Source organism: Blautia sp. HA8986, from assembly GCF_056504635.1.
Window position 1 is genome coordinate 1,296,296 of the sequence record NZ_JBWLUQ010000001.1, and the last position, 26,258, is coordinate 1,322,553.

The following is a 26,258-nucleotide window of genomic DNA, read 5'->3' on the forward strand; positions in this document are numbered from 1 at the left end:
TCTAAACTCCCATCTTCTTAACCAGATTCTTATTCATCTCATCGAATCTTACATCTGTGTTCTCTTCAATGTCTTGTATCATGCTCAGAACGCTCATTTTGCCCTCATTTGCCATTTTAACGTATTCATTGGCAGTTTGTACGACTGTGAGCAAACGCTTCGTAGAAAAGCCATATAAACGTCTCAGAGCCATCATGGTCGTAACAACATTAATCGTATCAGCCCAATCTTCTCCATCATTGAATCCATTCTCATAAGCTTCTCTCTCCATGCTTTTGATCTGGCTATGGCAGTTAATCATTGCCCGTCCGAATGCCTGAGCTGCCTGATTGGACTGAGCTAGAGGGAATCTCTGCTTTCGTGGCTTTGCTTTAAGTTTACTGCTCACGCTTCACACACCTCCTAATTTGCCCTGCAACGGCTTCAAATTGCTTAAGCAATGAGCCATCATCATTCCGGTTTAAAGTCCGATCATAAGCCGGAGAGACGTCCCACAAGTCATTTACGAGGACGCCGTGTGCCACGCTGTTGAGCAGTGCGCTTCGATGCGCTACTGTGATGCTTATGATCTCGTCAAGCGTAAACTCTCCAACGTACTCAGTGCCTTTGAACAGCTCATACAGTTTCATGCTTCTTCCTCCTTGTCACGAACTCATATCCTGTCAACCGGAACGCTCTCGGTGTCTTCGGGTGGTCTGTTTCGATTAATCCATCTGTTCGCAGCATGTCCATGTGGCGAAGCACTGTGGCGTTTGACACACCGACACCATCAGCAATCTCTTTGTAAGACGGTGCGTACCGATGTTCCTTGATATACCGGCAGATGTACAGATATATGTCTTTGTGAACCTGCTGGCTTTCTTTATATTTCTGTTTGTACATCCTCTTTCATCTCCTCCTGATCGATATAGTTTCGTCCAAATGTCTCCATGAACTTTGCATGTCCATATCGTTTTTCAAATTCTCTTTGCGCTATTCGCTGCAATTCGTGGCGGATCTCTGCGTTGTTATGTACTGCTTCAGGTCCGTAGATATGGTGATTGTGGCACAAATATACTTTCAGGCCATATTCTTCAGAGTTCTTCCGGTTCGGTCCTCCAAATACGTGATGTTCGTCCAGGATCCTGTGTTCATTCCAGTTGTCATGTAGCATCACGCAAAGATAACAGGTCCTACTGTCTTTGCTGTGTAGAATGCTGGCCGGATGGTGCATTCTCTTTTTCTTACTTTTCTGTTTCGGAAATAACATTTCGCCCCTTTCCGGGGAGGTCAGGGCCTCCCCTTGTGTATTTGTGATATATTCGGATTTTCGATAACACCCATTTTTATGTGAGGATTTTATCCTCTGATTGTTTCATACAGTTTCTTCTTTTCATTGTATTTCATTGCTGCCAGCACCCGCTTTCCAGCTAACACATTTTTCAGGGCCATTTCCAAATTTGTTTCCTGTAACATATTTCCCTCCTTATCCCATCACGCTTGCCAGGAACGTTTTCTGCTCTCTGGCAGCTTCTTTCTTCCGGATGCTTTCTTCCGGCATCTGAAGCTCTATGCTTGTCTTAATGATTCGGTCTCTGGTTCTTGCGTCCACATTCAACGAATCCGTGCTCATGTTCGAAGTGTAGATCGTGATGTTTCCGTCCTCCATGCGCTTATTGACTAGCCGGAAGATCTCCTGCCTGTGCCAGTCCTTGTCTGCCTGTGCTCCGATATCGTCAAGAATCAAGATTCCGCACTCACGGTAGACCTGACTTGGATCTTCCTCTCCGCGTTCCCGCTTATAGCTGTTTCCTACAGTGTCTATGTAATCCGGAGCTGTGATGAACCGCATCGACAGGTTATATTTCATCATCACGGACTTAGCTAGACAGCAGGCCAGGAAAGTCTTTCCACTTCCAGGTGTCCGGCTCCACAGATACAACCCTTTTCCTGCCATCTCCCATTTCTGGAAATGGGCCAGGAAGTTGTGACACAGTTCCTGCATCTTCCCCATGTCGTGTGAATAAATGTTAAAGTTAAACTTTGTCAGATCTGCATCATGATATTCCTTCGGAGTGCCTGTTCTATCTTCGCCCCGGAACTGTCCTCTGCACTTTGAGCATCTTTGCGCAAATGTAATTTCCTCCGGAAGACCGTAATCAACAACAGTTGCTGTGTACAGCTCCCAGCCTGTCCCGTGGCACACTGGACACTCACCAGAGTCGGACTGAATTTGTTGGTTCTGATTCATCCTTCACCCCTCCCTGATCTCTTAGATCGTAGTTCCCGTCAAGTACTTTCGCCATGTTAGAATCGCAAATCATCCAGTCGAAAGTAGCTGACCAGTTACGTTTGTTGGCTCCTTTCATGAAGTCAGAAGCTTCTGCTTTTTCAAAAAGTTTTCGAAAGTCGTCAAGAGTATATCCTGTCTTCAATCTGGCATTTATCGCCTTTTTCCTTGCATCAGACATCTTTACCAGGCGGGGATACGACCCACAAACGGAATTGTATAAATCACGAATCGTGGTATAGATGCTGCTTTCCGGAGTTCTACTCTCATAATCTCCCTTAGGAGATTTATTATATTCTTCCCTTCTTTCCTTCTTCCCTTCTTCTATTGTTGCCACTTGACTGCCGCCTGACTGCCCGTTGACTGCCACTTGACTGCCACCTGACTGGTACTTATCGTAGTTTTTTATTGTAATTACGCTGAATTTCGGGTGCCGGTTGACTGCCACCTCGCCTGTATTTTCCAGATGTTTTAGTGCCGTTCTCACATTCTTAAGTGTGAGGCCAGTTTCCAGAGCAAGATTCTGCTGAGATGTGACAAACGATCCTCTCGGAACGTCTGTCCCCTGGAACCTTCCAGGCTTCCAGTTCGCTTTTAAAAGGATATGCAGGAACAACACCTTGGTGTTGATGTCGGTGTACCATTCCCATTCAAGGATTTTCCTGCTGATCTTCACATAATCCATAACCAGCCTCCCATTCCCTGTATAACTGCATCCAGTCCTCTAATGTCATAGTTACAAGCCATTCACAATGATTCTTGCGGTGGAACACAGCTGGAAGTTCGTCCGGCTTTCTGTCTCTCTTGGCCTGGTCTATCGCGTCGTATATGTTAAGACGTTCTCTTCTCTTGACTTCGATATGTATTCCAGGAAGGCCAACTACATCCGCATCACCGTTTGCTCCGCTGTACTGCTGGCCTCTCCTGGCTTTTTTATATCCATAGCCCCGGAGGATGCTTGCGACTTCCCGTTCTCCGGTGGCTCCCTTACTTCTGCTGTTCATGTTTTTCTCCTATTCCGTATTGCTCATATAATTTCCGCTTCTCAAATGGTGTCATGATCTCACTATCTGGGATTCCGGAATATCTGCATTCTTCAATCAGCCCGCTGATCAGTCTGGCCATCTCTTCTGTGTTGTAGGTACTAGAACCTCTCAGAAGGAGATACACACGCTTGGTTTCACCTTTCATGACTGTAACTTTCGGGGACAATGCCAGGTGGTACTCCATCTTGCTCAGGACTTCTCTTTCTGTCTGATCCGTGTCCGGAAGGGGAACGGCAATCAGCTGTCCCTCCACTTGTTCATACTGTCCGTAGTCCCGTAACATCCGGTTGTGAGCTTCTGCATTACTCCAGCCATGAATTCTTGCCAGCTTAGTCAAAATGCACCAGTAATAGGCATTTGCATCCAGGGAACGCTTTTCTTTGTGCTGCTTCAGTTTCACGTCTATATCTTTACCGAAGAAGATTTGAGCTGCCTCTGCAACATTTTGATCCGTAGAAAATGTAAGATTCCATTTCCCGGTTACGATATCACGGAATGTTGAAGAAATCTTTCCTTTAAATTCCATTAATCATCACCATATTTCTCCTTCAAAGCGTTCAGCATATTGCCTGCATCGGTTTCTGTAAGATTCTCCCATGTTTTTCCATTAGACCGGATCCAGTAATCCAGATTGATCTTATGTCTCTGACCAAGACTTTTTATAGTCTTAAGTTGCGCAGGCGTAGCAAGTGGATCCTCGCCCGGGATTTCGTTGCTAAATGGCCTGTGTTCCTCCTTTAGCCAGAGATTGAAACCCAGCCCTGTATGTATGGCCACGCACTTTACGAAGGAACGGCACATACTGTTCCATACTCTCTGCTGACTCATGGAATTGTCCTTTACTGGATTACTTCCATTCATCACTGGGGATTGCATGATATATTCCATATCATCGATCACCACTTTGATCCTGGTTTCGTAAGTTCTGTTTGTTACGCCGTTCTTGTCCGTAAAAACAACGTCCGAATAATAAAGGCTACCTCCCGTCCGTTCATTCGGAATTGGAACAAAATAAACCTTTTCAGCACCATTCTCATGCAGAAGGTCAATACATTTTGCCCAGTTCAGATACAACATACCTTCTCGCTTCTCGCAATACGGAAGCACATCGACTTTTCTCATCTCGTCAAAATTCTTCAACATATTCACACCGCCTTGAAAAAGCAATACACATTGTCGGATCCATCCCCTCTCACCGGATTCTGTTCACCATTTGAAAAGATTCCACCAGCGCAATGATACTCAAGATGATTCAGATACATGTCCGGGTTCTCCCAGTCAAGAATGTACGCTTTCCGCCTGTTCAGCTCCTCCAAAAGCTCGTTCGCTGTCGTTATCAGCTCCATTGTTGGCAAGAGTTTCAGCTCTGTCTGATTTAGCATCATTTAACGGACACCTCCCATTTATCAGAAGTTCCAGTAAGAAAGCCTTGATTATTTTGAGACTTTCACGACTTTCTTTTTCGTAAAACGGATTAAAAGATACATTCTGATACAAATCCCATTTAAATTTGTCTTCGGGAAGACTAACATCTTCCTTTCTTCTAAGTCCACATACGCTCATGCCATAAATTGAATAATTGAACGAGGCATTTGCTGTCGGAACTTCATTCACGACTCTTTTACAGAGTTTATAAATCTCATCGATTTCTTTCTCAAACATTCCCATTCTCCTTTCTCTCTGGCGTATCAATATCCCAGAGAATTCCATATACGATTGTTGTATTCATCACCGCCGCAAAAAGCTGTCTGCCCGATCCGCCCCATTGCCAGAATGGGAGGAATGTGGAAAAACTTCCAATCAGTGCGGCACAGATGATGTTTTTCAGATTATTCACTAATGCCTCCTATGATCAACGCAAGGTTGCTCGCTACCAGTGCAGCTGCTGTCACAATCCATGCAGTAAACCATCTTTTTGACTTTTTCTTGCTTTCCTCGACAATCTCAGTAGCAAGTGCTACTTCGATGTCAGCCCATGTTGGCTGATTTTCGTTTTTAATTTCACTCATATCGTGCTAATTTCTCCTTATTTGTCTTTACAATTAGCAGATAGAGGCTTATAATTAACCTGTATCTACTAAATAGTGCTTAGTAGATGCAAGCTCCGGGGTGGAGGTTTCAGCTCCCTCCGGGGCACCTACTTATTAAGAGCAGCCTTGCCTTTCCAGACGTGTCCGGTCACTTCATAGACTTTCCTAGGGCTTATGATGTATGTGATCCTGCCACCGGAAAGGCTTTTTGCTGGCTTGTTATTCTGGATAGCAGTCCCGATCGGCAGCCATCCGTATACAATTCCTGCTCGAATTGATGTTGCAGGAAGTCCGATCAGCTTGCTTGCATCAGATACGCTCATACTCTCTGATGAAAACTCCGGCATCTGTGGAATGCCTGATATGATTCTCGCAACCTCTGCGGCGAACTGATGAACTTCTGCATTTTCTTTGATGTAAGTATCAACTTCGCTCATTTTATACTCCTTTCTTGTGATATACTCCCAGTAGAGGGAGGTGATTAAAATAAATCAAATTATTTCAATTTTAAAATCGGCTAAAGAAATCATTACGTTTGAAAATGTTTCCTTTATGCTTGGGTTAATAGGGTCTGCTGGAACTGTATGGAACTTATTCCAATCTCGAAAAAAAATGGAGTTTATTCCTATTAGTTTCAAGTTGAAAGATAATAATGAGTTGATTGTTCATTTTGAAATCATCAATCATTCCAGAATTGCCATATCAATCGTAAATATTTCTTACGTGTATAGCGGAACCCATTATTCATGTTTAAAAGGGCGTGCTATTGGCGAATCAATTTATCACGAAAGAATGCAACTAAAGAACCTAACAGACTTCTATACACAACCTTTTCCGCTACAATTGGTTGGACTTGGCGGTACTTCGGAATATATTCGATTTGAACTTCCGAAAGAAATTCATCCAGATTTCTCCAAACCTCAGACTTTTCAAGTGTCTGCCAATCGTGGAAGGGCAACTGAAATGAAACTTCTGCTAACTGATCCGGATTCATCCAGTTTACATAAATTTCATATTCGGACTTCAATTCGTTCTCTCTTTCAAAAGTGGTTTCCAAACAACTACCATTGAAAGTTTGAGATATCACTTTTCCACTTCCGAGCGGACTATATTTCATGTTCTCACCTCCATCTGCCCTGCCATCGTCAGCACCGGTGGGGCGGTTCCGGTGGACGGTCATTTCTGACTTTTCTTTTATTGTTTTCATCTGTCAAATTTTCGTGATATACTTCTTTCTGAAAGAAGGTGATTAAATGATAACCGGGAAACAATATCGGTTAATGAAGTCCGTTCTTAAAAATAACGGAACCACTGCACAAGATACCGAGAATCACGAAATGTATAGATACTTAGCATCTAAAGGATTCTTGCACAAGCAACCTGTGCGTGGATATGAAGGCTACGTGATCACTCAAGACGGTGAAATTGAAATGAAAATATATAGAGAAGATACTTACCGTTTTAAAGTGACTACCGCAATCTCATTCATTGCTCTTATCACAAGTATCGTTTCCACAATTTTGAAATTCTGTATCAAGTAGATCGTCTGCAAGATGTCCAAGCGGTATTCTCTCACCGGGTTCCAGATGGATAGGATTCGGAAGCTCTAATCCATTTGTTTTCCCGGTAAGGGCTGCCACTTTCAACTGATTTACCTGTCTCTGTAAATCCCTTACATAATCAAATAGATACTGAATATCTGTTTTACTCAACCGTTTTCACCTCCAAGTTAAGAACTTTGTAGATGGTTTTAATCTGTCTGTTTACTTTCTGGAATCTTCGGTTCAAGGAACCTATCTGCTTTATCAGGATTCTTGTATTTTGCGATTGTTTCTCCGACCCCAAGAAAATATCCCTTGTCAAACTCTGACATATTGGGAACTGCCTTGGTTATTGATTCGAGAATCTTTTTTTCTTTCTCAGACAATGTATTCACTCCTTTCTTACACGTTTTGATTCTTCAAAAGCAACTAAGTCGCTTTCTAGCACTCTGTAACCAGAGCCCTTCAGATTGATTGCCGGAAGCTGTTTATTCCGTATCCATCTCCACACGGTAGGAACTTTCACACTATATCTCTGAGCGATTTCTTCGCAAGTGTAAAGACGTTCCAAAAAATCACCTCCTACTTATTTTTAGTTGCGTTTACCACTTATTTGTGTTATCCTAGTTAATGCCTATTGGCAAAGGAAAGGAGTGGTTATCATGACCCAACTTTTGAATTTGCCTGTTCCCTTTGCTCTTAATCCGTCCGTACTGATACCTCGACAGTCAAAACAGGTCAAAGACGGCTCTGATTGTTTTGTCAGCGATTAGGCATGTTGCAGAACCAAGACTGCGAAAGTGACAAGGTGCTTCAAGAAGCATTTGGCGCTATCGGATGTGGCTTCGGCCTGCAAAGTACATAGGGTAAACAAATTTGGAAAAGGACTGTTCAGAATAGCGCTCTGAGCAGTTTCTTTTTATCTAATAAAAGTGTCGGTTCTATCAGATCGTGGTAAACGCTCAAGGTTTTGTGTTACCTTGTGTTATTATAATATCTCACACAGATAGATTTGTCAAGCGTAAATCTCACAAAAAAATTTGACAGAGTTAGATTTTTGTGCTACTATATACTTGCAGTTAAGAATAGGAGGTGAAAAGAGTGAATACTAGGATTCAACAAATAAGAAAGACTGCGAAGATGACTCAGGATGAGTTTGCCGAGAAAATCGGGGTATCTAAGAACTTTGTTTGGATGATAGAAAAAGGAGAAAGAGTTCCATCAGATCGAACTGTCAAGGATATCTGTAGGGAATTCAAAGTCAACTACGAATGGCTGACTAAGGGAACAGGTGATATGTTCATCCAGAATAAGAGAAAATCTGAGATTGCGGATTTCGTTGGTTCTGTCTTGAATGGCGAAGCAGACAGCTTCAAGGTGCGATTGGTAGAAATACTTGCTAATCTAAATGAATCAGAATGGGAAACACTTCAGAAACTTGCAAACGCTTTAGCGGACAAGGAAGAGGAATAAAAAGATAGGGACAGGATGTAACTCCTGCCCCTTTTCTTTATTTCAGTCCCAGAAATGATATTATAAATCTAAATATTGTATACAATTGGTCATGGTCTGCTTTTTCTATCATTTCAATAATCTCTTTCTTATAATCCATAATAACCCTCCCTGTCGCAACTACCACCTACATTACAGTATATGTCCGGTTTGTGGGAAATATAACCGAACATTAGTTCACTTTTGCTATTATGCCACTAATGTTCGCCCTTGGAAACTGCCAGATATACACCGATATGTTTATGATTGCATAGAAAATATTCGTAACATCAAAGATATAGTCTTTTCTGTTTAGTGGCAGGGCGAATAAAAACGGCGGCATGGTCTGCTTTGCTTCATGGGCACTATTCTTATGCAGGGTAGAAGATCTGTACGCATTTTGGACAGAATACACTTCTGACTCTTCGCGGATATAATCGTCTACGCACATTGGTAAACAAACAATGTAATTAAGCAAAAGCACAGCTCCTATTATAATTAGTATATTTTTGATTATTTTCATTTTACAAATCACCTAAAAATGTCTATTTACAACTAAATTTAACGATGCTATAATAAAAATAACATATTTAAACACTTTTTTTTTGCAAATGGCGAAAACAACGCCCATAAGGGAATGATTTGAATGAAAATTGCGATTTGTGACGATGATAATTTACGAATTGAGATTTTCAAAAGTAGCATTGACCGATATCTAAAAGAGCATGGTGATGGCGGATATACATTAACCACCTACACCAGCGGAAAGCCTTTGATCGATGATGTTTCAGATGGTGAATGGTATGACATAATAATTCTTGATGTCTCCATTAACGGAGAAAATGGCATAGAGATTGCCAAAAGATTAAGAAAAATCGGATACTATGGAAATATCACTTTTTGGACAGAACGCAAAGAATATGTATTTGATGCACTTGATGTGCTACCGGTGCATTACATCATTAAAGGCTCCGAGCATGGAAGAATGTATTCAGTTGTTGAGCAGACTCTTGAAAATATCCGTGAAAAAACGCTTACTATCAAGAACAAGGACTACTTTCACAGAGCTGAATTCCGGCATATTGAATACATCGAAAGCCAGAACAAATACATAATGATCCATTGCACGTGCGGAATATCACACAAGGAACGAGGAAAGCTCAATGATATCGAAAAGAGTCTTGACGGAAGATTTTTGCGCTGCCACCAGAGCTATATAGTTAATATGGACGAGGTAAGCGAAGTAAGCCATTTTTTTACGATGGTATCTGGCGCGATCGTCCCGATCAGGCAAAGAGAACTTGCAAAAATAAGAGAAAAATATGAAAACTACGCCATTGGAGGGAGATAAAGCATGAGCGAAGAAAAAACCAAGAAGTGCAAACATTGCAAGATGGATATTCCAAAAGATGCAAAAATATGTCCACATTGCAGAAAGAAACAAAAAAGCGGAATATTAAAATGGGTTGTATTAATACTTATCATAGGAGTGGTTATCGGTGCTGTCACAGACAAAAGTGATTCGGGATCAGATAAAAACACAGCAGCCACTACTTCTACAGAAAAGAAAGAAACTGCTACTAAGCAAAAAGAAGAAGTTACACCAATCGAGTACACTACTGTTTCCGTCAATGATATGATGTCCGATCTTGATAGCAACGCCATGGGTGCATCTGATAAATACAAAGGTAAATACCTTGAGATTACCGGAAAGCTCAGTAACATTGATGCGGCTGGAAAATATATTGATCTCATGGCCGATGGAGATTTTGAGATTATTGGAGTTCAGTGTTACATCAAGAACGACGACCAGAAAGCTCAAATAGCATCCATGTCAAAGGGTGACACCATTACTTTAAAAGGAAAATGTACAGATGTCGGAGAAGTGCTGGGATATTCTCTTGATATTGACGAGATAGAGTAGATAACACGGCTCCTGCTTAACGGCAGGGGCTGTTTTTATACAAGGAGGAAAATATGGCAAAAAGAAAGAAATACCCGAAGTTGCCGAATAGCTTTGGCTCTATCCGCTATCTCGGCAAGGGTCGAAGAAACTGCTATGCAGTGCACCCACCGGCAACGATTGGCGCAACAGGAAAAGCGATCCGTCCGCCTGCAATCTGCTATGTTGACGACTATCTGAAAGGGTTTGCTGTCCTGACAGCTTACAAAGCTGGGACGTACAAGCCAGGTATGGAAAAAGAGCTTGAGATTGCCCCTACAACGGACACAGACGCCCTTATAAGCCGTATTCTGTCAGACTACAATACATTTAAAGGTGCAGAGGAAAAGCACCCGGAAACGCACAAATTGACGTTCTCAGAGGTGTATGAGCAATTTATGAAATGGAAGTTTCCCGAGGGGACAAAGCTATCGTACAGCTCGAAGAACGCATACCGGAACGGATACTCAAACTGCACAGTACTCCACAACCGCGTATTTGAGGATTTAAAAGCTCCTGACATGCAAGAGGTATTAGATACCTGTCCGCTCAAAAGAGAAAGCGTAATGATGATACTGACGCTGTTTAAACAGATGTACAAGTACGCCATGTATGCCGAGATTGTCACGGAAAACAAAGCTCTCTATGTTCGCAACAATGCACCTCACGACACGGAACACGGCACACCTTTTTCGGATGAGGAATTAAGCATCCTTTGGAATAACGCTGATGATCCAGAAGTGCAGCTCATTCTGATCATGTGTTACTCCGGATGGAGGATTGGTGAAGTATCAAAGCTTTCAATCAATCTCGAAGAAAGATATTATCAGGGCGGTATTAAAACAAAAGCCGGAAAAGACAGGATTGTGCCTATTCATCCAGCCGTGTATAGCTTTGTTCGGTCAAAAATGGAGTCGCAAGGAAAGCTTCTGATGTATACACAAAAGCATCATAGAGACAAGCTCTTCTATCCTACGCTGGAACGCTTGAATATAACCGGCAGCCCGAAGCACACGCCGCACGATTGCCGACATACCTTTTCTGCGCTATGTGAAAAATACGGCGTCCGGGAGAACGACCGGAAGAGGATGTTGGGTCATTCGTTCGGGAACGATGTCACGAACGCTGTGTACGGTCACAGGACACTGGAAGAACTCCGGGAAGAAATAGAGAAAATAAAAGTTCCGTTTGTGACTAACTGTGACTAACCGTTCCTATTTTTATCACTTTTAAACTGTCTTAATCACTCTAACAAAAGTCTGCAAAGCCTTGATTTTACTGGCTTTTCCGCATTTTACAAGGGATTCCGAAAAAGCATTCACAATAATCTAATTTTATTAGCTTCAATTTGAAATAATGCCATAATTGCCTGCTGAATATCCTGAACAACCACAGCACTGCCTGCTCCTTCTGCCGAAACCAGTACTCCGGTTACAGATATCTGACCATTCATGGAAAAACTGTTGTCATTTCCTTCATCACCGGTCATGATGATCACTTCCACTTTTCCCACTCCTTCCACACCGGAAAGAAGCTCCTCCAGGCGGCTTTCCAGTCTGGTTTTTTCTGTACTTTGTGTCTGGATGGTTTTATTTGTTTTCCGGGATACCGGAAGTCCTGCCACCAGAAGAAGAATTCCCAGAAGCAACAGGATTCCCCACTCCTTCCACCCCATTTCCAGAATCCAGGATCTGATACTGGGTTTCTTCCAGTCCGCAGATTCTTTCGAGTCCATTTTTTACCGCCTCCTTCTGGGATTCTGTAATTGCTGCCTTAAGATTTATTTTTACCAGGAGCTTTTTTTCTGCTGTGATCTCTGCTTCCACACCTGATATTTTTTCCGAAAAAATCCCTGCATCGGAAAGGAGCCTGCGGATCTGTTTTTCCAGTTCTTTTTTATATGCTTCTCTGAGAAATGTTTTCCGGATCCCTTCTGCCTCATTTTCCATCCTTGCCTGTTCCTCTTCCCCGTAATACTTCTGAAACCCGTTCAGAAGCTCACTGCTTTTTCCCACAAGTGCAAAAACAGGCGTACAGATCATAAGTGCCAGAAGAAGTCCCATAAACAGCCGGATATATTGCTCATACCTTTTATCCGGCAGAATATGAAGAACTGTCGTTGTCAACACGTGAAAAAAAGCCAGATTTTTCATCCACTGATAAATCTCTGTCCTCATTTTCATCCCCCTCCTGCCATAAGGATCAGAAACGTCAGCATACAAAGCACTTCCGCAGTAAACAGTATCCTCATCAGAAGTGCACAGCCCTCTCCCATAGTACTGAATGCCTCTACCAGCCTTTTGTCAGATATCGGCTGCGACACTGCCGCAAGGAAACGATAGATAACAGAAAGAAGTCCGTAGTGGATCACAGGTCCGGCTCCCACAGCCACGATCACAAGAAGCAGAGCCACCCCAAGACTGTTCCTTACCAGCACTGCTGTTGTCATAACCAGCTCTGTCACCGCATTAACTGCATTTCCGACACCAGGGAGGGCTCCTGCTGTTTTTCCGATGGCACTTCTTTTGAGGGAATCCATCACCGGTGTTACCAGTCCCCTCACAATCTGCAGGCCTGCCACCATTCCCAGCAGCGTACGAAGCCCCCAGGAGATCAACGTCTCAATAAGCTCTGCCATTTTTCCCAGCATCTCTTCCCTTGAAAGATGATTCACAAATTTCAGAAGAATGTAGAGACTGACCCCAGGAAGCAGCACACTCTCCAAAAGCCACTGGATCAGCCACACCAGAAGCAATACTCCCTGATAAAAAACGGCTGCGGTAGATGCGCCGGAAGCTGCTGCCACAGCCATAAAGTACACTGGCGAAAGTTCTTTCATAAACTCTGTGATCCATCCAAGCACCTGCATCAGAGATTCGCTCTGACTGGAAAAACGGTTCATCAGAAGGGTGAATGTAAGAAGATACACCACATAAAAACTGATCTCACCGATCTGCCCATTGTCAAATACCCCCGCAAATCCGGAGAAAACTGCTGCGAACAGCAAAAGGAGGAGAATTTTCACAAGAAGACCTTTTTCCTGTTCCAGTCCGGAAAAAAAGAGACTGTGCAGAAATTCCCGCACACTCTCCTCTGAAAGCACGTCCTCTCCTGACAGCAGCCTGTGAAAAGCATCTGTAACAGAAAAACTGTTCTCACCCAGCATAGCATCCACCATATCCTGCAGCCTGGTAAGTTCCAGCTGATCAGTGATCTGGATTTCTGCTGCACTGGCATCACCTGATGAAACAGCTTCTGATATATCGGCTGCCTGTATTGTCTCTGCACGAACTGCCTGCGCAGACTCTCCACATGCACTGATCCCCCAAAGAAACAGGATCACCCAGACACAGATCATACTCTTTCTTGTCCTCATGCAAGAAAGCCCTGTATGGTATCCAACAAAGCCAGGAGAACTGGCATACAAAGAACCATCACAGATAATCTGCAGAACAGCTCTATCTGTGCCCCTGTAGAAGCATATCCGGCATCCTTGCATATTCCAGATGAAAATTGTCCAATATATGTGATTCCGATCATTTTCAGAAGAGTAGTAATATAGCTTCCGTCTACCGGCAAGTTCTCCCTTAACCGCTCCAGCGAATCAAAAAGATAACCAATCTTTCCCACTGCAAGCCCCAGGATCACAAGACCGATTCCCATGGTGATCAGACTCACATATTCCGGTGCTCTGTCTTTCAGAAAAATTCCGAGAAGCACGCCTCCTACTCCCAGAACAGAGATTCTTAAAATATCCATGGTCTTCCCTTTCCCCTACAGAACAAAAAGCCTCTGAATATTCTCAAAAAGCTGATAAATATACGGCACGATCCAGAACAGCACGATCAAAAGCCCCGAAAGGCTTACCAGAAACGCCTGTTCCTCCCTTCCGCTGTGCTTCAGGATCTGGGAAAGAACAGAGACCAGGATTCCCACTGCTCCGATCTTAAATATGATACTGACCTCCAAACGACCCCTCCCTCACACAAGCAATACCGCCAGAAGCAATCCGCCAAAAACCCCTAATCCCCGGTACAATTTCTTTTTTCCGGAAGCCTCCTTTTTCAGATTTCCGATCTCCACTTCCAGATTTTTCTCATACAGGGAAAGCTGACGCAGCTGCATCTCCCGGTCCAGATATCCCAGATATTTTCCGATAGAAAAAAAAGCGTCCTTTTCCCCATGGGTAAGGCAGCTTTTTTTCAGGGATGCTTCTGCGCATTCCCTGCATATCTGTGAGAGTTTTTCTCCGTTTCCCGCTTTCATCCTGTTTGCGGCATTTATGAGAAATTCTCTGTATTTTCCATTCATTCTTCCGGCTGTGCCGCAAAAAGCATCCGGCAAGGAGGCATTCCCACTGCTGATCTCCCCTTTCAGGCAGATCACCATTTGAAGAAGCATCTCCAATGTGCATATCCGCTCTGAAAGTCGCAGGCTTTCTGAAAATCCCAGGCCCGTTCCTGCAGCTATGATCAGAAGACACCCTACAATTCTGAACATAGGCAATTTCCGTCCCCATCATAAATTCCTTCCACAACTCCCGCACGGTCACGTTTCCCCAGAAAAATATATCTCTGAAATACCCGCGCGTCCCACAGTTTCCGGAAAAACGGCTGGCTTAAAGTCTCTTCCATGGAATCTCCATGGGCTGTGGCGATCAGTCGGCAGCCGCAGTGGATCACAGACTCCACAGCTTTGAAATCCTCTTCTTTTCCAAGCTCATCTACAGCCACCACTACCGGCGACATAGAACGGATCAGCATCTGCATGCCTTCTGCTTTCGGACATCCATCCAGGATATCAGTGCGCATTCCCAGATCATTCTGGGGAATTCCCTGGTAGCAGCCTGCAAGCTCACTGCGCTCGTCCACTACGCCTACTGTAACCCCGGAAATATTTCCCCAGCCATTACTCATCTGCCGGATGATATCCCGAAGAAGGGTAGTCTTTCCGCATCTTGGCGGTGAAACGATCAATGTGTGCATGATCTGTTCTTTTGTCTGGATATAAGGCATTACTTTCTCTGCGCAACCCCGGATCTCATGAGCCAGACGCACATTAATGCAGGAAATATACTTCATTCCTCTGATCCTGTTTCCATCCAGGATCACTTTACCGGTAACTCCTACGCGATGTCCTCCCTGAACGCTTAAAAAACCCTGCCGGATTTCATCTTCATAGGCATACAGAGAATATCCGCTGACATATTCCAGCGTCTCCTTCAGATCTTCCCTTGTCACCAGATATGGTTCTGTATCTTTCTGTCTGAGAAAACACTCCCCGCCGTCATAAGTCAGAAACAATGGCCTTCCCACCCGAAGACGTATCTCATATAATTTATCATAATCAAGGTCTGCATCCACCAGAAGCTGACGAACATTACTGGCAAACAGGTTCTGAATCTGGTTTGCTTCCATTTTTTCACCTCTTACACTTAAATATATTGCAGACGACCCTGATTTAGTACCCCTTGTCTCAGGTAATGCTTTTTTGTTTTTCCCTTATTCCGACAGAGAAAACAGGCTGTCACTTTCTTCTTCATACGCTTCCATTTTGGGAAGGCTCAGTTTCAGTACTCTATCTACAATATTCACGGAAGACACACGGTATGCATAAGCGCAGGACTCAAACATCACATAAAGGTTATCACCTTCCACTACGATCTGCTCCAGCCGTTCCGGAAAACGGTAAGTCCTGGCTGAATTTTCATTTACATACAAACGTTTATCTGACTGCTCATACACTACCAGTCTGGATGGCAGGATACCAAAAGAATGGGATATCAGAAGCTTGTCATTATAAAAGGCAATTCCCTGAACCTGTTCCGATATAGTGGAATAATCAAGCGGCACTGCCATCTCAAAATTCATGCCCAGTTCTTTATCCATGGTATCGATCAGATTTCCTTCTGCGTCAATTCCGTATCGTGCAATTACACTTTCGTTATATTTTTCAAAACAGCCTACATACAGACACCCCTCATAGAAGGTCATAAAGGAGTCTCTTACGATTCCGTAAAGGCTGACTGTCTGCTGGCTATCCACAGGCAGATGGCTCTCATCATAATCGTAGGCTTCTATTGTATCCATCTTTACGCTGACTGCCTGTGCGATTCCGTTAATATTGGAAGAATACCAAAGGAGCTTATGATCCGGATCATAGGCAAGGCCACCTACATGAGGCTGTCCAGGCAGTATCACTTCTTTAATGAAGTTATGTGTTTCCTTGTCGATCACGTAGATCACCGAATTGTGCTTCTGCGTGCTGCAATACGCACTGACCATCACATAATCTTCCGTAACAGCCAGTCCCTGAGGTGTCATGGATGTACACATAGCCTGTGTGGCACCTTTCTCTGTAAGCAGCGTCCGGGTATTCTTCAATCCCGGAATCACATAAGTTCCGTATTCTTTCTCTTTCTCGCGCCCGTCAAATGCAAAATAGGAAAATGCTTCCTTCTGGGAAAGCATCTGCATCTGTCCCCGTAATGTATACACTGCGGAAGCTCTGTTCGTTACCACTGCCTTTGTAGGCAGTTCTGTCCTGGCTCTGTAGACAAACGCATATAAAAAATAACACATAGTCAGCACAAAAACAACTGCCAGAATCTTCAATATGAAGATCCTGAAGCTGCGTTTCATCTCATTGTTCATTTCTTTTGTTTCTCTGTTCGCTATTTCAGTATGATGTCTTCATATTCAAAACGCAATTCCAGATTATCTCTGGACCAGATTGCTCCGCTGTATCCGGGCTCCATCTCCAGCATCATATAATTACCCTTGTCCATTGGAATTGTCCTTAAATCCCTGGAAAGTCCCTCACCGGTCCATTTGATATAAGCTTCTCTTAATACCCACTGGGCAAAAAAAGCTTTCTCCATATCATCAGCTTCCAGGATCTCCCGTACCATATCTGCCGGCACCATCCGTTCAAGAACTCTCTCATAATTCACTTTCCTGTGGATCTGCACGTCAATTCCTACTTCTTCTCCCGCAAACAGACACATCACATATCTTCCGGAGTGGGAGATATTATAATGCACTCTTGGAAGCAGGGTAAAAAAAGGCTTCCCGTGCTCTCCTTTTGAACGTGGCTCGTATTTAAGCTTCCTTCCAAACTCTTTCTCAAGTCCGATCTCCAGAAGCTTCTCTCCGATCATATGCTCCATGTTCTTGTTGTAATACTCATCTTTTATTTTTGTATAATATATGATTCCATTCATAATCCGGCCTCCTCAAGGAACCGGGACGGCTCCCGTTCCTTCTCATACTGCTGCCTCACATAACACAGACAAAGCTGCTTTTTTGCCCGTGTCATTCCAACGTAGAAAAGCCTCCGTTCTTCCTCAAGATGAGCCTCCAGAACAGCTTTCCGGTAGGGCATGCTGCCCTCATTGACATTCAGTATATAGACCCTGTCATATTCAAGGCCTTTTACTGCATGGAGGGTAGAAATCACTGCACCTTCCCTCTTCACATCCTGTTTCTTCGCCTGTTCTTCAATCTTTCTGGTGTATTCATCCATATAAGCCAACCATTCTTCCAGGGATTTCATTCCCCTTGCACTTTCATGGATCCGGTTCAGGGTTTCCCAGAGCTCTTCTGGTTTTATTTTACGATACCTTGCGTATTCCTGCAAGTACTCTTCATATCCCATTCCATTTCGGATGAAATTAACAGCAGCATAAGGAGCCATGGTTTTTAAGATACGAAGATGTGTCTCCATGGTTGTAATACGGTCGCACATCCAGTCTTTATCCTTATAAAACTCTTCAAGAGCACGAAAATCCACTGTTTTTTCTGTAAGGGCATCTCTGGCTATATATCGGTTAGGACGGTTCATAACCTCCAGAAAAGTACTTCTGCTCCTGTCACCCTGAGCCATTTTCAGATATGCGATCATATTCCTGCAGATCCAATGTCGGAACAGATTGGGCAGTTTCTCTTTCATGGTAAAAGGAACTCCGTATTCCATCAAAGCTGCCACAAGTCCCTCTGCTTCCTGATTAGTACGGAAAAGAAAAGCGGTATCCTCAATATTCTCCCCGTCTTCCATGCGTTTTTTCAGTGTACCGGCTACTGCCATATACTCTTCTCTGGGATTTGGAAATTCCAGCACTCTTACAGGATCTCCCACCTCATTGGGAGTGGAAAGTTTTTTTGCATAGCGGTTCTCGTTGTTATCGATCACCTTTATAGCTGTATTCAGAATATTTCCGCTGCACCGGTAATTGATATTCAAAAGTACAGTTTCCGCATTCCTGAAATCTTCCGGAAAATTCAGCATAAGCTCCGGCCGGGCACCGCGAAAATGGTAGATGGACTGGTCATCATCCCCCACTACAAACAGATTGTTCTCCGGTGCTGCAAGCATCTTCACAATATCGTACTGAAGATAGTTGATGTCCTGAAACTCATCCACAAGAATATAACGAAATTTCCTCTGCCAGGCTTCCAGGATATCTTTTCTTTTTCTGAGAAGTTCGTAGCAGCTTAAAAGCATATCATCAAAATCAAGTTTTCTGCGCTCATTAAGAACCTTACGGTATCCTTTAAAAATCTGACGGAACACTTCATCCGGACAGCAGGAGGAATAGTAATGCTCCAGAGCAATTCTGCCGCCTTTTACAACACTGATCTCTTTGGCCACATCCTCTACAAAATCACCTTCCTGGGACTGTTCAGAAGCACAATTTACCACAATTTCCCGAAGGATTGCATATTTCTCCTCTTCAGACAGGATATTTCCCCCATCCAGGCCATATGCTTGTTTCAGAATCCCGTAAAATACTCCATGGAATGTCCCAAATGTGACCGCAGTCCGACTGACACCTGTGAATTTCAGAAAACGTTCTTTCATTTCTACTGCCGCTGCCCTGGAAAAAGTCACAACAAGAATAGAGGAAGCTGGTATCTTCCCATCCTGGATCATATGTGCTGTTCTCTCTACAATGACGGAAGTTTTCCCCGAACCGGGGCCTGCCAGAACCATCATAGGTCCTGACAGGTGGGCGATTGCCCTTATTTGAGATGGATTTCGTTTCATGACCGGATCAGTTCTCGAGTTTAGCGATTGCTGCATGAATACGTTTCAGAGTTTCTTCCTTGCCGATGATCTCCATGATCTCCGTAGCGCCGGCCGGTGTCATCTGCTTGCCGGATACTGCTGTACGAAGCGGCCACATCACATAACCGTTCTTATATCCATGCTCTTTTACAAATGCACTTAAAGAAGCGAACAGCGGATCATTGGTATAATCCTCCTGAGCCTCAAGTACAGGAAGTACCTCTTTGAGGACTGCAAGAGATGTCTCCTCTGTTGTTTTCATTTTTTTATGACGGTACATTGCGCTGTCGTACTCCGGAACTGCCTCAAAGAAATCTACAAGCTCCGGGATATCCGGAAATACTTCGATTCTTGTCTGGACCATTCCTGCGATCTTCTTAAGATCAAAATTTTTCTTAAGAACTTCCTTCAGATACGGAAGCGCTCTCTCGTAAAATGCTTCCGGATCCATTTTCTTGATATACTCGCCGTTCATCCATTTCAGCTTGGCAATATCAAATACTGCCGGTGATTTATTGATATGATGGTAATCAAATGCCTCCACAAGCTCCGGAAGTGAAAAAATCTCACGGTTATCAGCAGGACTCCATCCAAGAAGTGCAACATAGTTAATCACTGCTTCTGTAACAAATCCCTGATCGATCAGATCCTCATAGGAAGAATGACCGCATCTCTTGGAAAGCTTCTGATGTGTCTCATCTGTGATCAGCGGACAGTGAACGTATGTCGGAATCTCCCATCCGAATGCTTCGTAAATACGGTTGTATTTCGGAGAAGATGAAAGATACTCATTACCTCTTACTACGTGTGTAATTCCCATAAGGTGGTCATCGATAACGTTGGCAAAGTTGTATGTCGGATATCCGTCAGATTTAATAAGGATCAGATCCTCCATCTCCTCATTGTTAACGGTGATATCTCCGTAAATTACATCATGGAATGTAGTCGTTCCTTCTGTTGGCATATTGAAGCGGATAACATGCGGCTCGCCTGCATCCAGACGACGCTGAACCTCTTCCCTGGAAAGGTGAAGGCATCTCTTATCATAGATGGAAATCTCCTTGCCGGCAACTGTACGTTTCATGCTCTCCAGTTCTTCCTTGCCGCAGAAGCAGTAATATGCATCACCCTGCTCGATCAGCTGTTTGGCATATTTCAGATACATTCCTGTTGCCTGACGCTCGCTCTGTACATACGGTCCAAATCCACCGTCCTTGTCCGGTCCCTCATCATGGAGAAGACCTGTCTTCTCAAGAGTACGGTAGATAATATCTACAGCTCCCTCAACATAACGTTCCTGGTCTGTATCTTCAATACGGAGGATAAAATCTCCGCCTTCATGTTTTGTGATCAAATAAGCATAAAGAGCTGTTCTTAAGTTACCCACGTGCATTCTGCCTGTAGGGCTCGGTGCAAATCTTGTTCTGATCTTTGTCATTTCTTTTCTCCTCGTTTTTTGTTTCTCATTATAGGTGATATTATATACCTAAATCCTTCAAAATGTCCATAGCTTTTCCGACGGAATACCCCTGGTTTCCCCGGCAGACAGAAAAATCCCCTGAAACACCATTGTTCCAGAGGATCCTTATTCCTGCATTTACCTTCAGCAGATCTTATGCTTCTACACCTTTGTTCTTGAGGTACTCGATTACATCTCCAACTGTATTCAGATCTGTAAGTTCCTCCGCCGGGATCTCTACGTTGTACTCATCCTCAAGAGCCATAACCAGCTCAAACAGGTCAAGGGAATCTGCTCCAAGATCATCCTTGAAAGAAGTCTCCGGTGTAATTGTAGATGCTTCACAATTTAACTGCTCTGCAAGCATTTCGCTCATTTTTTCTAACATGTCTTATTTTCTCCTTTAATCATTACAGATCGAATCTGTTTCCTCTTTTTGAGCAAAGTATATAGTCTGTAAATACAGTTGTCAAGAGGATTTTCCCAAAAAATGTCCATCTGGCGAAAATATTTTGATTTTAAAACTATTTTAGTCTTGAAATTTTATCTGACGGGCCACACTGAGGGCCAGTGCCATCTCCGACATCAGGAACACAATGGACGTTCCGCCATAGCTGATAAACGGCAAGGTGACGCCCGTATTAGGCATCAGATTCAGCACAACTGCAATATTTAATATTACCTGCAGTGCAATATGTATAAAAATTCCCGTAACAAGCAGTGATCCGAACAGATCCGGTGCATTCTGTGCAATAAAGAACAGTCTGTACAGAAGATATCCGAACAGAATCAGCACAAAAATCCCTCCGAAGATCCCAAGCTCTTCGCAGATGATGGAAAAGATCATATCGTTCTGTGCCTCAGGAACACTGCCAAGTTTCTGGATACTGTTTCCCAGCCCCCGGCCAAAAAATCCTCCGGAACCAATGGCATAAAGTGCCTGCAGAGTCTGATATCCTCCCTCATCGGAATATTTCTCAGGCTGGAGCCACACAAGAACTCTCATAATACGGAAACTGTCGCTGCTCTTGGTCGTCACAACCAGAAAAAGTACACCGATCACGATCAGTACCAGACCTATCACACCAATAATAATAAACGGCCGCATATCCGGATGTGCAACAAAAACCATTCCCACTGTAATACCAAGAATGATCAAAGCTGTACTCAGATTATCCGTCAGTATATACGCAGCAAACGCAAGACCAGCACCCGGAAGTCCTAGGATCATACAGCTCTTCAAAGTCTTAACCTTACGTCCCATCTTACAGATCATATATGCCATCATAATGATGACTGCGATCTTGGCTATCTCAGCCGGCTGAAAGTTGATCGGTCCAATATACAGCCATCTGGTAGCACCATGGGATGAATGTCCAAGGGGTGTACGTACCAGCCCCATGAGGATCAGGGAAAGTACATACAAAGATGTTGTAAACGGCACCAGGATATGATAATCCAATATTTTTGAAACAACCAGTGCCACGATCAGACAGGCTGCACTGATCAGTGCCTGCTTTTTAAAATAAAACATGTCGCTGCCGTAATTTACTTCCGCCATATAGGAACTGGTGCTGTAAAGCATGACCAGACCGAAGCATACTAGAAGTACAATGACAGCAACCAGGCTGTAATCATAATAATCTGATTTTTTTTTATATTTTTTTTTGCTGTTCAGCGATTTTCCCATTCTATCACCAACGCTTTCTTAACTTGCGAAGAATTATCTGACAAGGTAAAAAAAATTCCCGGAAAGCCGCATAAATGCTGTCTTTCCGGGACGTTCCATAAATGGACCTGAGGGGAATCGAACCCCTGTCCGAAAGCCTATCCCTTAAGGCATCTCCCATCACAGTCGCTGTTTTAACATTCCCTCGGCTGCACGCCCACCGACAGGCTTACCGCTTCAGTAGCTTCATGATACATCTACCGGGGCAAAGCTTACCCGGCAAGGTTTCTCACATGGTCGACGCCAGATTCCCGATGTGTGAGTGCAACGGGACTGACGAGCAGCTTAGGCTGCTAACGCTAACTTTTCGTCTGCGTTTATATTTAGTTCCCGGTTGGTACGCAGTCCAGGAGTCTGCGGATGGCTTCCCTAACTTCAAAGCCCCCGTCGAAACCAGTACAAGCCCTTGTATAAAAAAGACTTCTGATGACTTCATTCTCTTCAAGTCATCTCTGGTGGACAGACGAACTCTAAGCCAGTTGTTTTTTGACTGGATTTAATTATACCAGAATGTTTTTTCGTGTCAAGGATATTTGCAAAAAAGGTTCCGGGCTGTGCACGGTTTTTCTTACCCTCACAGCCTGGAACCCAAGTCTGAAACTGTCAGCCTTATATGCTCTGCATCATATTCATTCGCCGTCTTTTACTTTCAGACAGATGATATGCTTCTCTTTGTCATATCCGTTAATACGGACCTTCATTCCCTCTTTTGTCTCTTCGCACTGTACATTAAGCGTTGAGTCCAGTGTCTCTGCACTTCCTTTTACGCCCGGAATCAGCACTGTATTCTCTTCCTTGGAAAGTCCCTCTATAAATACATAAAGATCTTTTTCTTTTGCTGTAAAGAACAGCTGTACACCATCTCCTGCTGTTTCCGGAAGATGTGCGGAACAACTGGTATCATAAATACCTTCTCCGTTAATCTCCAGCCATTTTCCAAGCGCAAGAAGACGTTTTTCCTGCTCAGCCGGAATAGTTCCGTCTGGTTTCGGACCGATATTGAGAAGCAGGTTTCCGTTATCAGATACTGTTGCAACCAAAAGATGAATCAGATCCGGAACACTGATCAGCTGATCGTCTCCTTCATTTTCATTGTATCCGAAAGAAAGTCCCATACCTCGGCACATTTCCCACTTTTCCTTGCGATTAGCTTCGCCCTGTTTGTATTCTTTTGTGCTGAAGTCATGATACAGTCCATTAAACCGGTCATTGACTACACCTTCCTCCACCACATTGTAATAATGTGCCAGGAAATACGGCATCATATGCTCACTCTGCTTTGGCCATCCAATATCATTCCAGAATACGGACGGGTGATATTTGTCTACCAGCTCTTTCATCTGGTTGTAAGAATAGTCTGCATACTCAAAAGTCGGGCAGGCATTTCCGAAATTGTCCTCTTCCTTGAAAATCGGATCATTGGCAAACTGCCAGTCGATCAGTCCGGAATAATAAAGTCCCATTTTCAGTCCTTCACTGCGCACAGCATCTGTCAGCTCTCCTGTGATATCTCTCTTCGGACCAAGTTCTTCGCAGTTGAAATCTGTATATTCACTGGGATACAGGCAGAAACCATCATGATGCTTCGTTGTCAGCACAACATATTTTGCCCCTGCTTTGCGGAAAAGTTCCGCCCACTTCTGTGGCTGCCAGTTCTCAGCCTTCCACATTGGCAGGAAATCTTCATAGGAAAAATCCTTGCCATATTTCTCAATGTGATGTTCATAAGAAGGTCCTTTTCCAACATTTATGGAATTATAATACCACTCCGCATAAGGATTGTTGCAGAACCATTCTTCATTGGTCTCCACTGCGCCAAGCTCCCATGTTCTTGGTGCGAAAGCAGGAACTGAATAGATTCCCCAGTGGATAAAGATTCCGAATTTACAGCCGTCATACCATTTCGGTACTTCATGCTCATTTACAGAATTCCATGTTCCTGTATATTTTTTTGACATTCTTCATATCCTCCTTGATATTATCAGGATCAGCCCTTTACAGCACCGGCTGTCATACCTGCGATCACCCATTTCTGTGCAAAAATGTATACCAGGATTACCGGCAAAGAAACCAGCACAACGTCTGCACATACAAGGTTCCAGCTTCTGCTGAACTGTCCGTAGAAATTGTATACAGAAAGCGGCAGCGTCCACTTGGACGAAGAGTTCAGAAGATACATCGGAATCTGAAGCTCATTCCATACCCACATAAAATTCAGAACGCCTGTTGTTGCAAGAACCGGCTTCAAAAGCGGCATGATCACTGTGCAGAACAGTCTTCCGCCTACTGCACCGTCCATAACTGCTGCCTCATCCAGTTCTTTCGGGATTCCTTTAATAAATCCACTGAACATCATTGTTGTAAACGGCATGTACAGAGAAGAATATACAAGACAGAGACCTATCCTTGATCCATAAATCCCCATTTTCTGCATCAGCTGGATCGTTGGAAGCGCAGCAAAAGGTGCAATGATTCCAAGAGTGATGATCTTATACCCGATCCTGCATCCTTTTGTATCTCTTCGCACAATGATAAAGCTTAAGAATGCAGAAAGAGAAACGATCAGTGCCACTGATATAAAGGTGATAAACACACTGTTCCCGAGAGAACGTATAAAATCTTTTTCCAGAACTGTTATATAGTTTTCCGGATGCCACTCACTTGGCAGGCTGACATTCATATAAGCAGCTTCGCCTTTGTTTTTAAAGGAAGTGAGAAGTACCATCAGCATCGGATAGATCGTCACGATGCTCACAAGCCAGAGAATGATCTCCAGTATCAAATTGATCCTAGTTTTTTTCTTATTCATATTATAACACCGTCTCCCATCTTGATGAAAACTTCTGATATACAACTGAAACAATGACCAGAAGCACTGTGAATACAAGGTTGACAGCTACAGATTGCGAATAACGTCCTGCAGACATTTCATTCATCATCAGCGTTCCGAAACTCTCAGTCGCATTTCCGGGGCCGCCGCCTGTCATAACGTAAATCAGATCGAACATTTTCAATCCATAAATCAGGCTGAACAGAATATTAACGTTTACAGTAGGCATGATCAGCGGAAGTGTGATATGGCGGAAAAGCTGCCATTCAGATGCACCGTCAAGTTTACCTGCCTCCAGATAATCAGAAGAAACTGACTGCAGACCTGCAAGTGTGATGATGATCGCATATCCCACATTTCTCCATACCTCAGCTACGCAGATAGCAAAAACTGCTGTGCCTCGTTTTCCCAGCCACTGTATATTTGCAATTCCCATAAGGTTCAGGATATTATTGATCGTACCGTGACGTGTCTGGAATACAGCACTGAAGATAAGGCCTACAACAAGGCAGGAAAAGATAGACGGGATAAAATAAACCGTTCTCAGAGCAGTCCGTGTTTTGATCTCACGGTTCAGGATATAGGCAAATACAAAGCCCAGAAGTGTTACGGTAATGGTTTTTACGCCTGCGTAGATCAGGGTATTTACAAAGGCTACCGGCACTTTCGTACTCGTAAGAACTGACATGATATTTTCAAATCCTACAAATTTCAGATTGGTTGTTCTGGCTGCACTCCAGTTGGTAAATGCATAATAATAACCCACAGTGGACGGTACAATAAAGAAGATAAAAAATACCACAGCAGGGATCAGTGCCAGATACAACGGATATATTTTTTTTCGATTCATGAATT

At 43.6% G+C, this 26,258-nt stretch carries 38 protein-coding genes and 1 other RNA gene; 4 read left to right on the top strand and 35 right to left on the bottom strand.

Annotated features, from left to right (window positions below; genetic code table 11):
- Position 1 precedes the first annotated feature (1 nt).
- The 17 genes from AC04Q4_RS06035 to AC04Q4_RS06115 form a co-directional block, all read right to left on the bottom strand.
- Positions 2-388: a hypothetical protein gene (locus tag AC04Q4_RS06035; RefSeq protein WP_476388711.1), complete on the bottom strand. Its 387-nt coding sequence runs from the start codon at positions 386-388 to the stop codon at positions 2-4.
- Positions 378-629, bottom strand: coding sequence for a hypothetical protein (locus AC04Q4_RS06040; protein ID WP_476388712.1), 252 nt, complete (start codon positions 627-629; stop codon positions 378-380). Before AC04Q4_RS06040 ends, AC04Q4_RS06035 begins: the two co-directional genes overlap by 11 nt.
- On the bottom strand, positions 616-882 hold the full coding sequence (locus tag AC04Q4_RS06045; RefSeq protein WP_476388713.1) for a LexA family protein: 267 nt from the start codon (positions 880-882) through the stop codon (positions 616-618). Before AC04Q4_RS06045 ends, AC04Q4_RS06040 begins: the two co-directional genes overlap by 14 nt.
- A complete protein-coding gene (locus AC04Q4_RS06050; RefSeq protein ID WP_476388714.1) occupies positions 863-1,249 on the bottom strand; it encodes a hypothetical protein in 387 nt (128 codons plus the stop codon). Before AC04Q4_RS06050 ends, AC04Q4_RS06045 begins: the two co-directional genes overlap by 20 nt.
- A gap of 216 nt (positions 1,250-1,465) precedes the next feature.
- Complete coding sequence (locus AC04Q4_RS06055; protein ID WP_476388715.1) at positions 1,466-2,230, bottom strand: ATP-binding protein; 765 nt, start codon at positions 2,228-2,230, stop codon at positions 1,466-1,468.
- Positions 2,193-2,954: a hypothetical protein gene (locus AC04Q4_RS06060; protein WP_476388716.1), complete on the bottom strand. Its 762-nt coding sequence runs from the start codon at positions 2,952-2,954 to the stop codon at positions 2,193-2,195. The genes AC04Q4_RS06055 and AC04Q4_RS06060 overlap by 38 nt, the downstream gene beginning before the upstream one ends.
- Positions 2,920-3,273, bottom strand: coding sequence for a PDDEXK family nuclease (locus tag AC04Q4_RS06065; RefSeq protein WP_476388717.1), 354 nt, complete (start codon positions 3,271-3,273; stop codon positions 2,920-2,922). The genes AC04Q4_RS06060 and AC04Q4_RS06065 overlap by 35 nt, the downstream gene beginning before the upstream one ends.
- Positions 3,257-3,841: a hypothetical protein gene (locus AC04Q4_RS06070; RefSeq protein WP_476388718.1), complete on the bottom strand. Its 585-nt coding sequence runs from the start codon at positions 3,839-3,841 to the stop codon at positions 3,257-3,259. Before AC04Q4_RS06070 ends, AC04Q4_RS06065 begins: the two co-directional genes overlap by 17 nt.
- Complete coding sequence (locus tag AC04Q4_RS06075) at positions 3,841-4,458, bottom strand: Sak single strand annealing protein (protein WP_476388719.1); 618 nt, start codon at positions 4,456-4,458, stop codon at positions 3,841-3,843. Before AC04Q4_RS06075 ends, AC04Q4_RS06070 begins: the two co-directional genes overlap by 1 nt.
- 135 nt (positions 4,459-4,593) lie before the next feature.
- Positions 4,594-4,977 carry a hypothetical protein gene (locus tag AC04Q4_RS06080; RefSeq protein WP_476388720.1) on the bottom strand — a complete coding sequence of 128 codons (384 nt, stop codon included), beginning with the start codon at positions 4,975-4,977 and terminating at the stop codon, positions 4,594-4,596.
- Positions 4,970-5,152 (bottom strand): hypothetical protein, encoded by a 183-nt coding sequence (locus AC04Q4_RS06085; protein ID WP_476388721.1) that lies wholly within the window; start codon positions 5,150-5,152, stop codon positions 4,970-4,972. Before AC04Q4_RS06085 ends, AC04Q4_RS06080 begins: the two co-directional genes overlap by 8 nt.
- Positions 5,145-5,324, bottom strand: a complete 180-nt coding sequence (locus AC04Q4_RS06090) for a hypothetical protein (protein ID WP_476388722.1) — start codon at positions 5,322-5,324, stop codon at positions 5,145-5,147. The genes AC04Q4_RS06085 and AC04Q4_RS06090 overlap by 8 nt, the downstream gene beginning before the upstream one ends.
- 128 nt (positions 5,325-5,452) lie before the next feature.
- Positions 5,453-5,782, bottom strand: coding sequence for a hypothetical protein (locus AC04Q4_RS06095; RefSeq protein WP_476388723.1), 330 nt, complete (start codon positions 5,780-5,782; stop codon positions 5,453-5,455).
- A 326-nt stretch (positions 5,783-6,108) separates the two neighbouring features.
- Positions 6,109-6,552 (bottom strand): hypothetical protein, encoded by a 444-nt coding sequence (locus tag AC04Q4_RS06100; RefSeq protein WP_476388724.1) that lies wholly within the window; start codon positions 6,550-6,552, stop codon positions 6,109-6,111.
- Positions 6,553-6,826: 274 nt separating this feature from the next.
- The gene (locus tag AC04Q4_RS06105; RefSeq protein WP_476388725.1) at positions 6,827-7,057 is read right to left on the bottom strand and encodes a hypothetical protein; all 231 of its coding nucleotides are present in this window, start codon (positions 7,055-7,057) and stop codon (positions 6,827-6,829) included.
- A 38-nt stretch (positions 7,058-7,095) separates the two neighbouring features.
- Positions 7,096-7,272: a hypothetical protein gene (locus AC04Q4_RS06110; protein ID WP_476388726.1), complete on the bottom strand. Its 177-nt coding sequence runs from the start codon at positions 7,270-7,272 to the stop codon at positions 7,096-7,098.
- A gap of 5 nt (positions 7,273-7,277) precedes the next feature.
- Entirely contained in the window at positions 7,278-7,457 is a 180-nt protein-coding gene (locus AC04Q4_RS06115; protein WP_476388727.1) for a helix-turn-helix domain-containing protein, read from the bottom strand.
- Between the two features lie 530 nt (positions 7,458-7,987).
- Here AC04Q4_RS06115 and AC04Q4_RS06120 point away from each other — a divergent pair.
- A complete protein-coding gene (locus AC04Q4_RS06120; RefSeq protein WP_476388728.1) occupies positions 7,988-8,359 on the top strand; it encodes a helix-turn-helix domain-containing protein in 372 nt (123 codons plus the stop codon).
- A 211-nt stretch (positions 8,360-8,570) separates the two neighbouring features.
- Here the strand turns inward: AC04Q4_RS06120 and AC04Q4_RS06125 are convergent, their stop codons facing one another.
- Positions 8,571-8,900 carry a hypothetical protein gene (locus AC04Q4_RS06125; protein WP_476388729.1) on the bottom strand — a complete coding sequence of 110 codons (330 nt, stop codon included), beginning with the start codon at positions 8,898-8,900 and terminating at the stop codon, positions 8,571-8,573.
- A 123-nt stretch (positions 8,901-9,023) separates the two neighbouring features.
- On the opposite strand from AC04Q4_RS06125, the gene AC04Q4_RS06130 reads away from it, so the two are divergent.
- The 3 genes from AC04Q4_RS06130 to AC04Q4_RS06140 are packed head-to-tail and all read left to right on the top strand — an operon-like array spanning position 9,024 to position 11,527.
- Positions 9,024-9,728, top strand: a complete 705-nt coding sequence (locus AC04Q4_RS06130; RefSeq protein WP_476388730.1) for a LytR/AlgR family response regulator transcription factor — start codon at positions 9,024-9,026, stop codon at positions 9,726-9,728.
- Between the two features lie 3 nt (positions 9,729-9,731).
- On the top strand, positions 9,732-10,301 hold the full coding sequence (locus AC04Q4_RS06135) for an OB-fold protein (RefSeq protein WP_476388731.1): 570 nt from the start codon (positions 9,732-9,734) through the stop codon (positions 10,299-10,301).
- A 53-nt stretch (positions 10,302-10,354) separates the two neighbouring features.
- Complete coding sequence (locus AC04Q4_RS06140) at positions 10,355-11,527, top strand: tyrosine-type recombinase/integrase (protein WP_476388732.1); 1,173 nt, start codon at positions 10,355-10,357, stop codon at positions 11,525-11,527.
- A 110-nt stretch (positions 11,528-11,637) separates the two neighbouring features.
- Here AC04Q4_RS06140 and AC04Q4_RS06145 read toward each other — a convergent pair whose 3' ends face one another.
- The 17 genes from AC04Q4_RS06145 to AC04Q4_RS06225 all read right to left on the bottom strand — a co-directional run bounded on the left by AC04Q4_RS06145 (position 11,638) and on the right by AC04Q4_RS06225 (position 26,253).
- Positions 11,638-11,967 carry a hypothetical protein gene (locus tag AC04Q4_RS06145; RefSeq protein WP_476388733.1) on the bottom strand — a complete coding sequence of 110 codons (330 nt, stop codon included), beginning with the start codon at positions 11,965-11,967 and terminating at the stop codon, positions 11,638-11,640.
- Positions 11,909-12,496, bottom strand: a complete 588-nt coding sequence (locus tag AC04Q4_RS06150; RefSeq protein ID WP_476388734.1) for a stage III sporulation protein AF — start codon at positions 12,494-12,496, stop codon at positions 11,909-11,911. The genes AC04Q4_RS06145 and AC04Q4_RS06150 overlap by 59 nt, the downstream gene beginning before the upstream one ends.
- Positions 12,497-12,498: 2 nt before the next feature.
- A complete protein-coding gene (locus AC04Q4_RS06155; RefSeq protein WP_243251574.1) occupies positions 12,499-13,695 on the bottom strand; it encodes a stage III sporulation protein AE in 1,197 nt (398 codons plus the stop codon).
- On the bottom strand, positions 13,692-14,078 hold the full coding sequence (locus AC04Q4_RS06160) for a SpoIIIAC/SpoIIIAD family protein (protein WP_173738441.1): 387 nt from the start codon (positions 14,076-14,078) through the stop codon (positions 13,692-13,694). The genes AC04Q4_RS06155 and AC04Q4_RS06160 overlap by 4 nt, the downstream gene beginning before the upstream one ends.
- Before the next feature lie 15 nt (positions 14,079-14,093).
- Positions 14,094-14,288, bottom strand: a complete 195-nt coding sequence (gene spoIIIAC, locus AC04Q4_RS06165; RefSeq protein ID WP_173738440.1) for a stage III sporulation protein AC — start codon at positions 14,286-14,288, stop codon at positions 14,094-14,096.
- A 12-nt stretch (positions 14,289-14,300) separates the two neighbouring features.
- Entirely contained in the window at positions 14,301-14,819 is a 519-nt protein-coding gene (locus tag AC04Q4_RS06170; protein ID WP_173738439.1) for a stage III sporulation protein AB, read from the bottom strand.
- A complete protein-coding gene (spoIIIAA, locus tag AC04Q4_RS06175) occupies positions 14,804-15,736 on the bottom strand; it encodes a stage III sporulation protein AA (protein ID WP_173738438.1) in 933 nt (310 codons plus the stop codon). The genes AC04Q4_RS06170 and spoIIIAA overlap by 16 nt, the downstream gene beginning before the upstream one ends.
- An 84-nt stretch (positions 15,737-15,820) precedes the next feature.
- A complete protein-coding gene (locus tag AC04Q4_RS06180; RefSeq protein ID WP_173755432.1) occupies positions 15,821-16,972 on the bottom strand; it encodes a YncE family protein in 1,152 nt (383 codons plus the stop codon).
- A gap of 20 nt (positions 16,973-16,992) precedes the next feature.
- Positions 16,993-17,541: a 4'-phosphopantetheinyl transferase family protein gene (locus AC04Q4_RS06185; RefSeq protein ID WP_173738436.1), complete on the bottom strand. Its 549-nt coding sequence runs from the start codon at positions 17,539-17,541 to the stop codon at positions 16,993-16,995.
- Positions 17,538-19,364: an ATP-dependent helicase gene (locus AC04Q4_RS06190; RefSeq protein WP_173738435.1), complete on the bottom strand. Its 1,827-nt coding sequence runs from the start codon at positions 19,362-19,364 to the stop codon at positions 17,538-17,540. The genes AC04Q4_RS06185 and AC04Q4_RS06190 overlap by 4 nt, the downstream gene beginning before the upstream one ends.
- A 7-nt stretch (positions 19,365-19,371) precedes the next feature.
- Complete coding sequence (gene gltX / locus AC04Q4_RS06195; RefSeq protein WP_173755431.1) at positions 19,372-20,823, bottom strand: glutamate--tRNA ligase; 1,452 nt, start codon at positions 20,821-20,823, stop codon at positions 19,372-19,374.
- A 175-nt stretch (positions 20,824-20,998) separates the two neighbouring features.
- On the bottom strand, positions 20,999-21,232 hold the full coding sequence (gene acpP, locus AC04Q4_RS06200) for an acyl carrier protein (protein ID WP_119240064.1): 234 nt from the start codon (positions 21,230-21,232) through the stop codon (positions 20,999-21,001).
- A gap of 141 nt (positions 21,233-21,373) precedes the next feature.
- Complete coding sequence (locus AC04Q4_RS06205) at positions 21,374-22,534, bottom strand: FtsW/RodA/SpoVE family cell cycle protein (RefSeq protein ID WP_476388735.1); 1,161 nt, start codon at positions 22,532-22,534, stop codon at positions 21,374-21,376.
- Positions 22,535-22,633: 99 nt separating this feature from the next.
- Positions 22,634-22,979: a transfer-messenger RNA gene (ssrA, locus tag AC04Q4_RS06210) on the bottom strand.
- A 223-nt stretch (positions 22,980-23,202) separates the two neighbouring features.
- A complete protein-coding gene (locus tag AC04Q4_RS06215; RefSeq protein ID WP_173738432.1) occupies positions 23,203-24,531 on the bottom strand; it encodes an alpha-L-fucosidase in 1,329 nt (442 codons plus the stop codon).
- Between the two features lie 29 nt (positions 24,532-24,560).
- Positions 24,561-25,382: a carbohydrate ABC transporter permease gene (locus AC04Q4_RS06220; protein WP_173738431.1), complete on the bottom strand. Its 822-nt coding sequence runs from the start codon at positions 25,380-25,382 to the stop codon at positions 24,561-24,563.
- Position 25,383: 1 nt separating this feature from the next.
- A complete protein-coding gene (locus AC04Q4_RS06225; protein ID WP_148446671.1) occupies positions 25,384-26,253 on the bottom strand; it encodes a carbohydrate ABC transporter permease in 870 nt (289 codons plus the stop codon).
- Positions 26,254-26,258 lie beyond the last annotated feature (5 nt).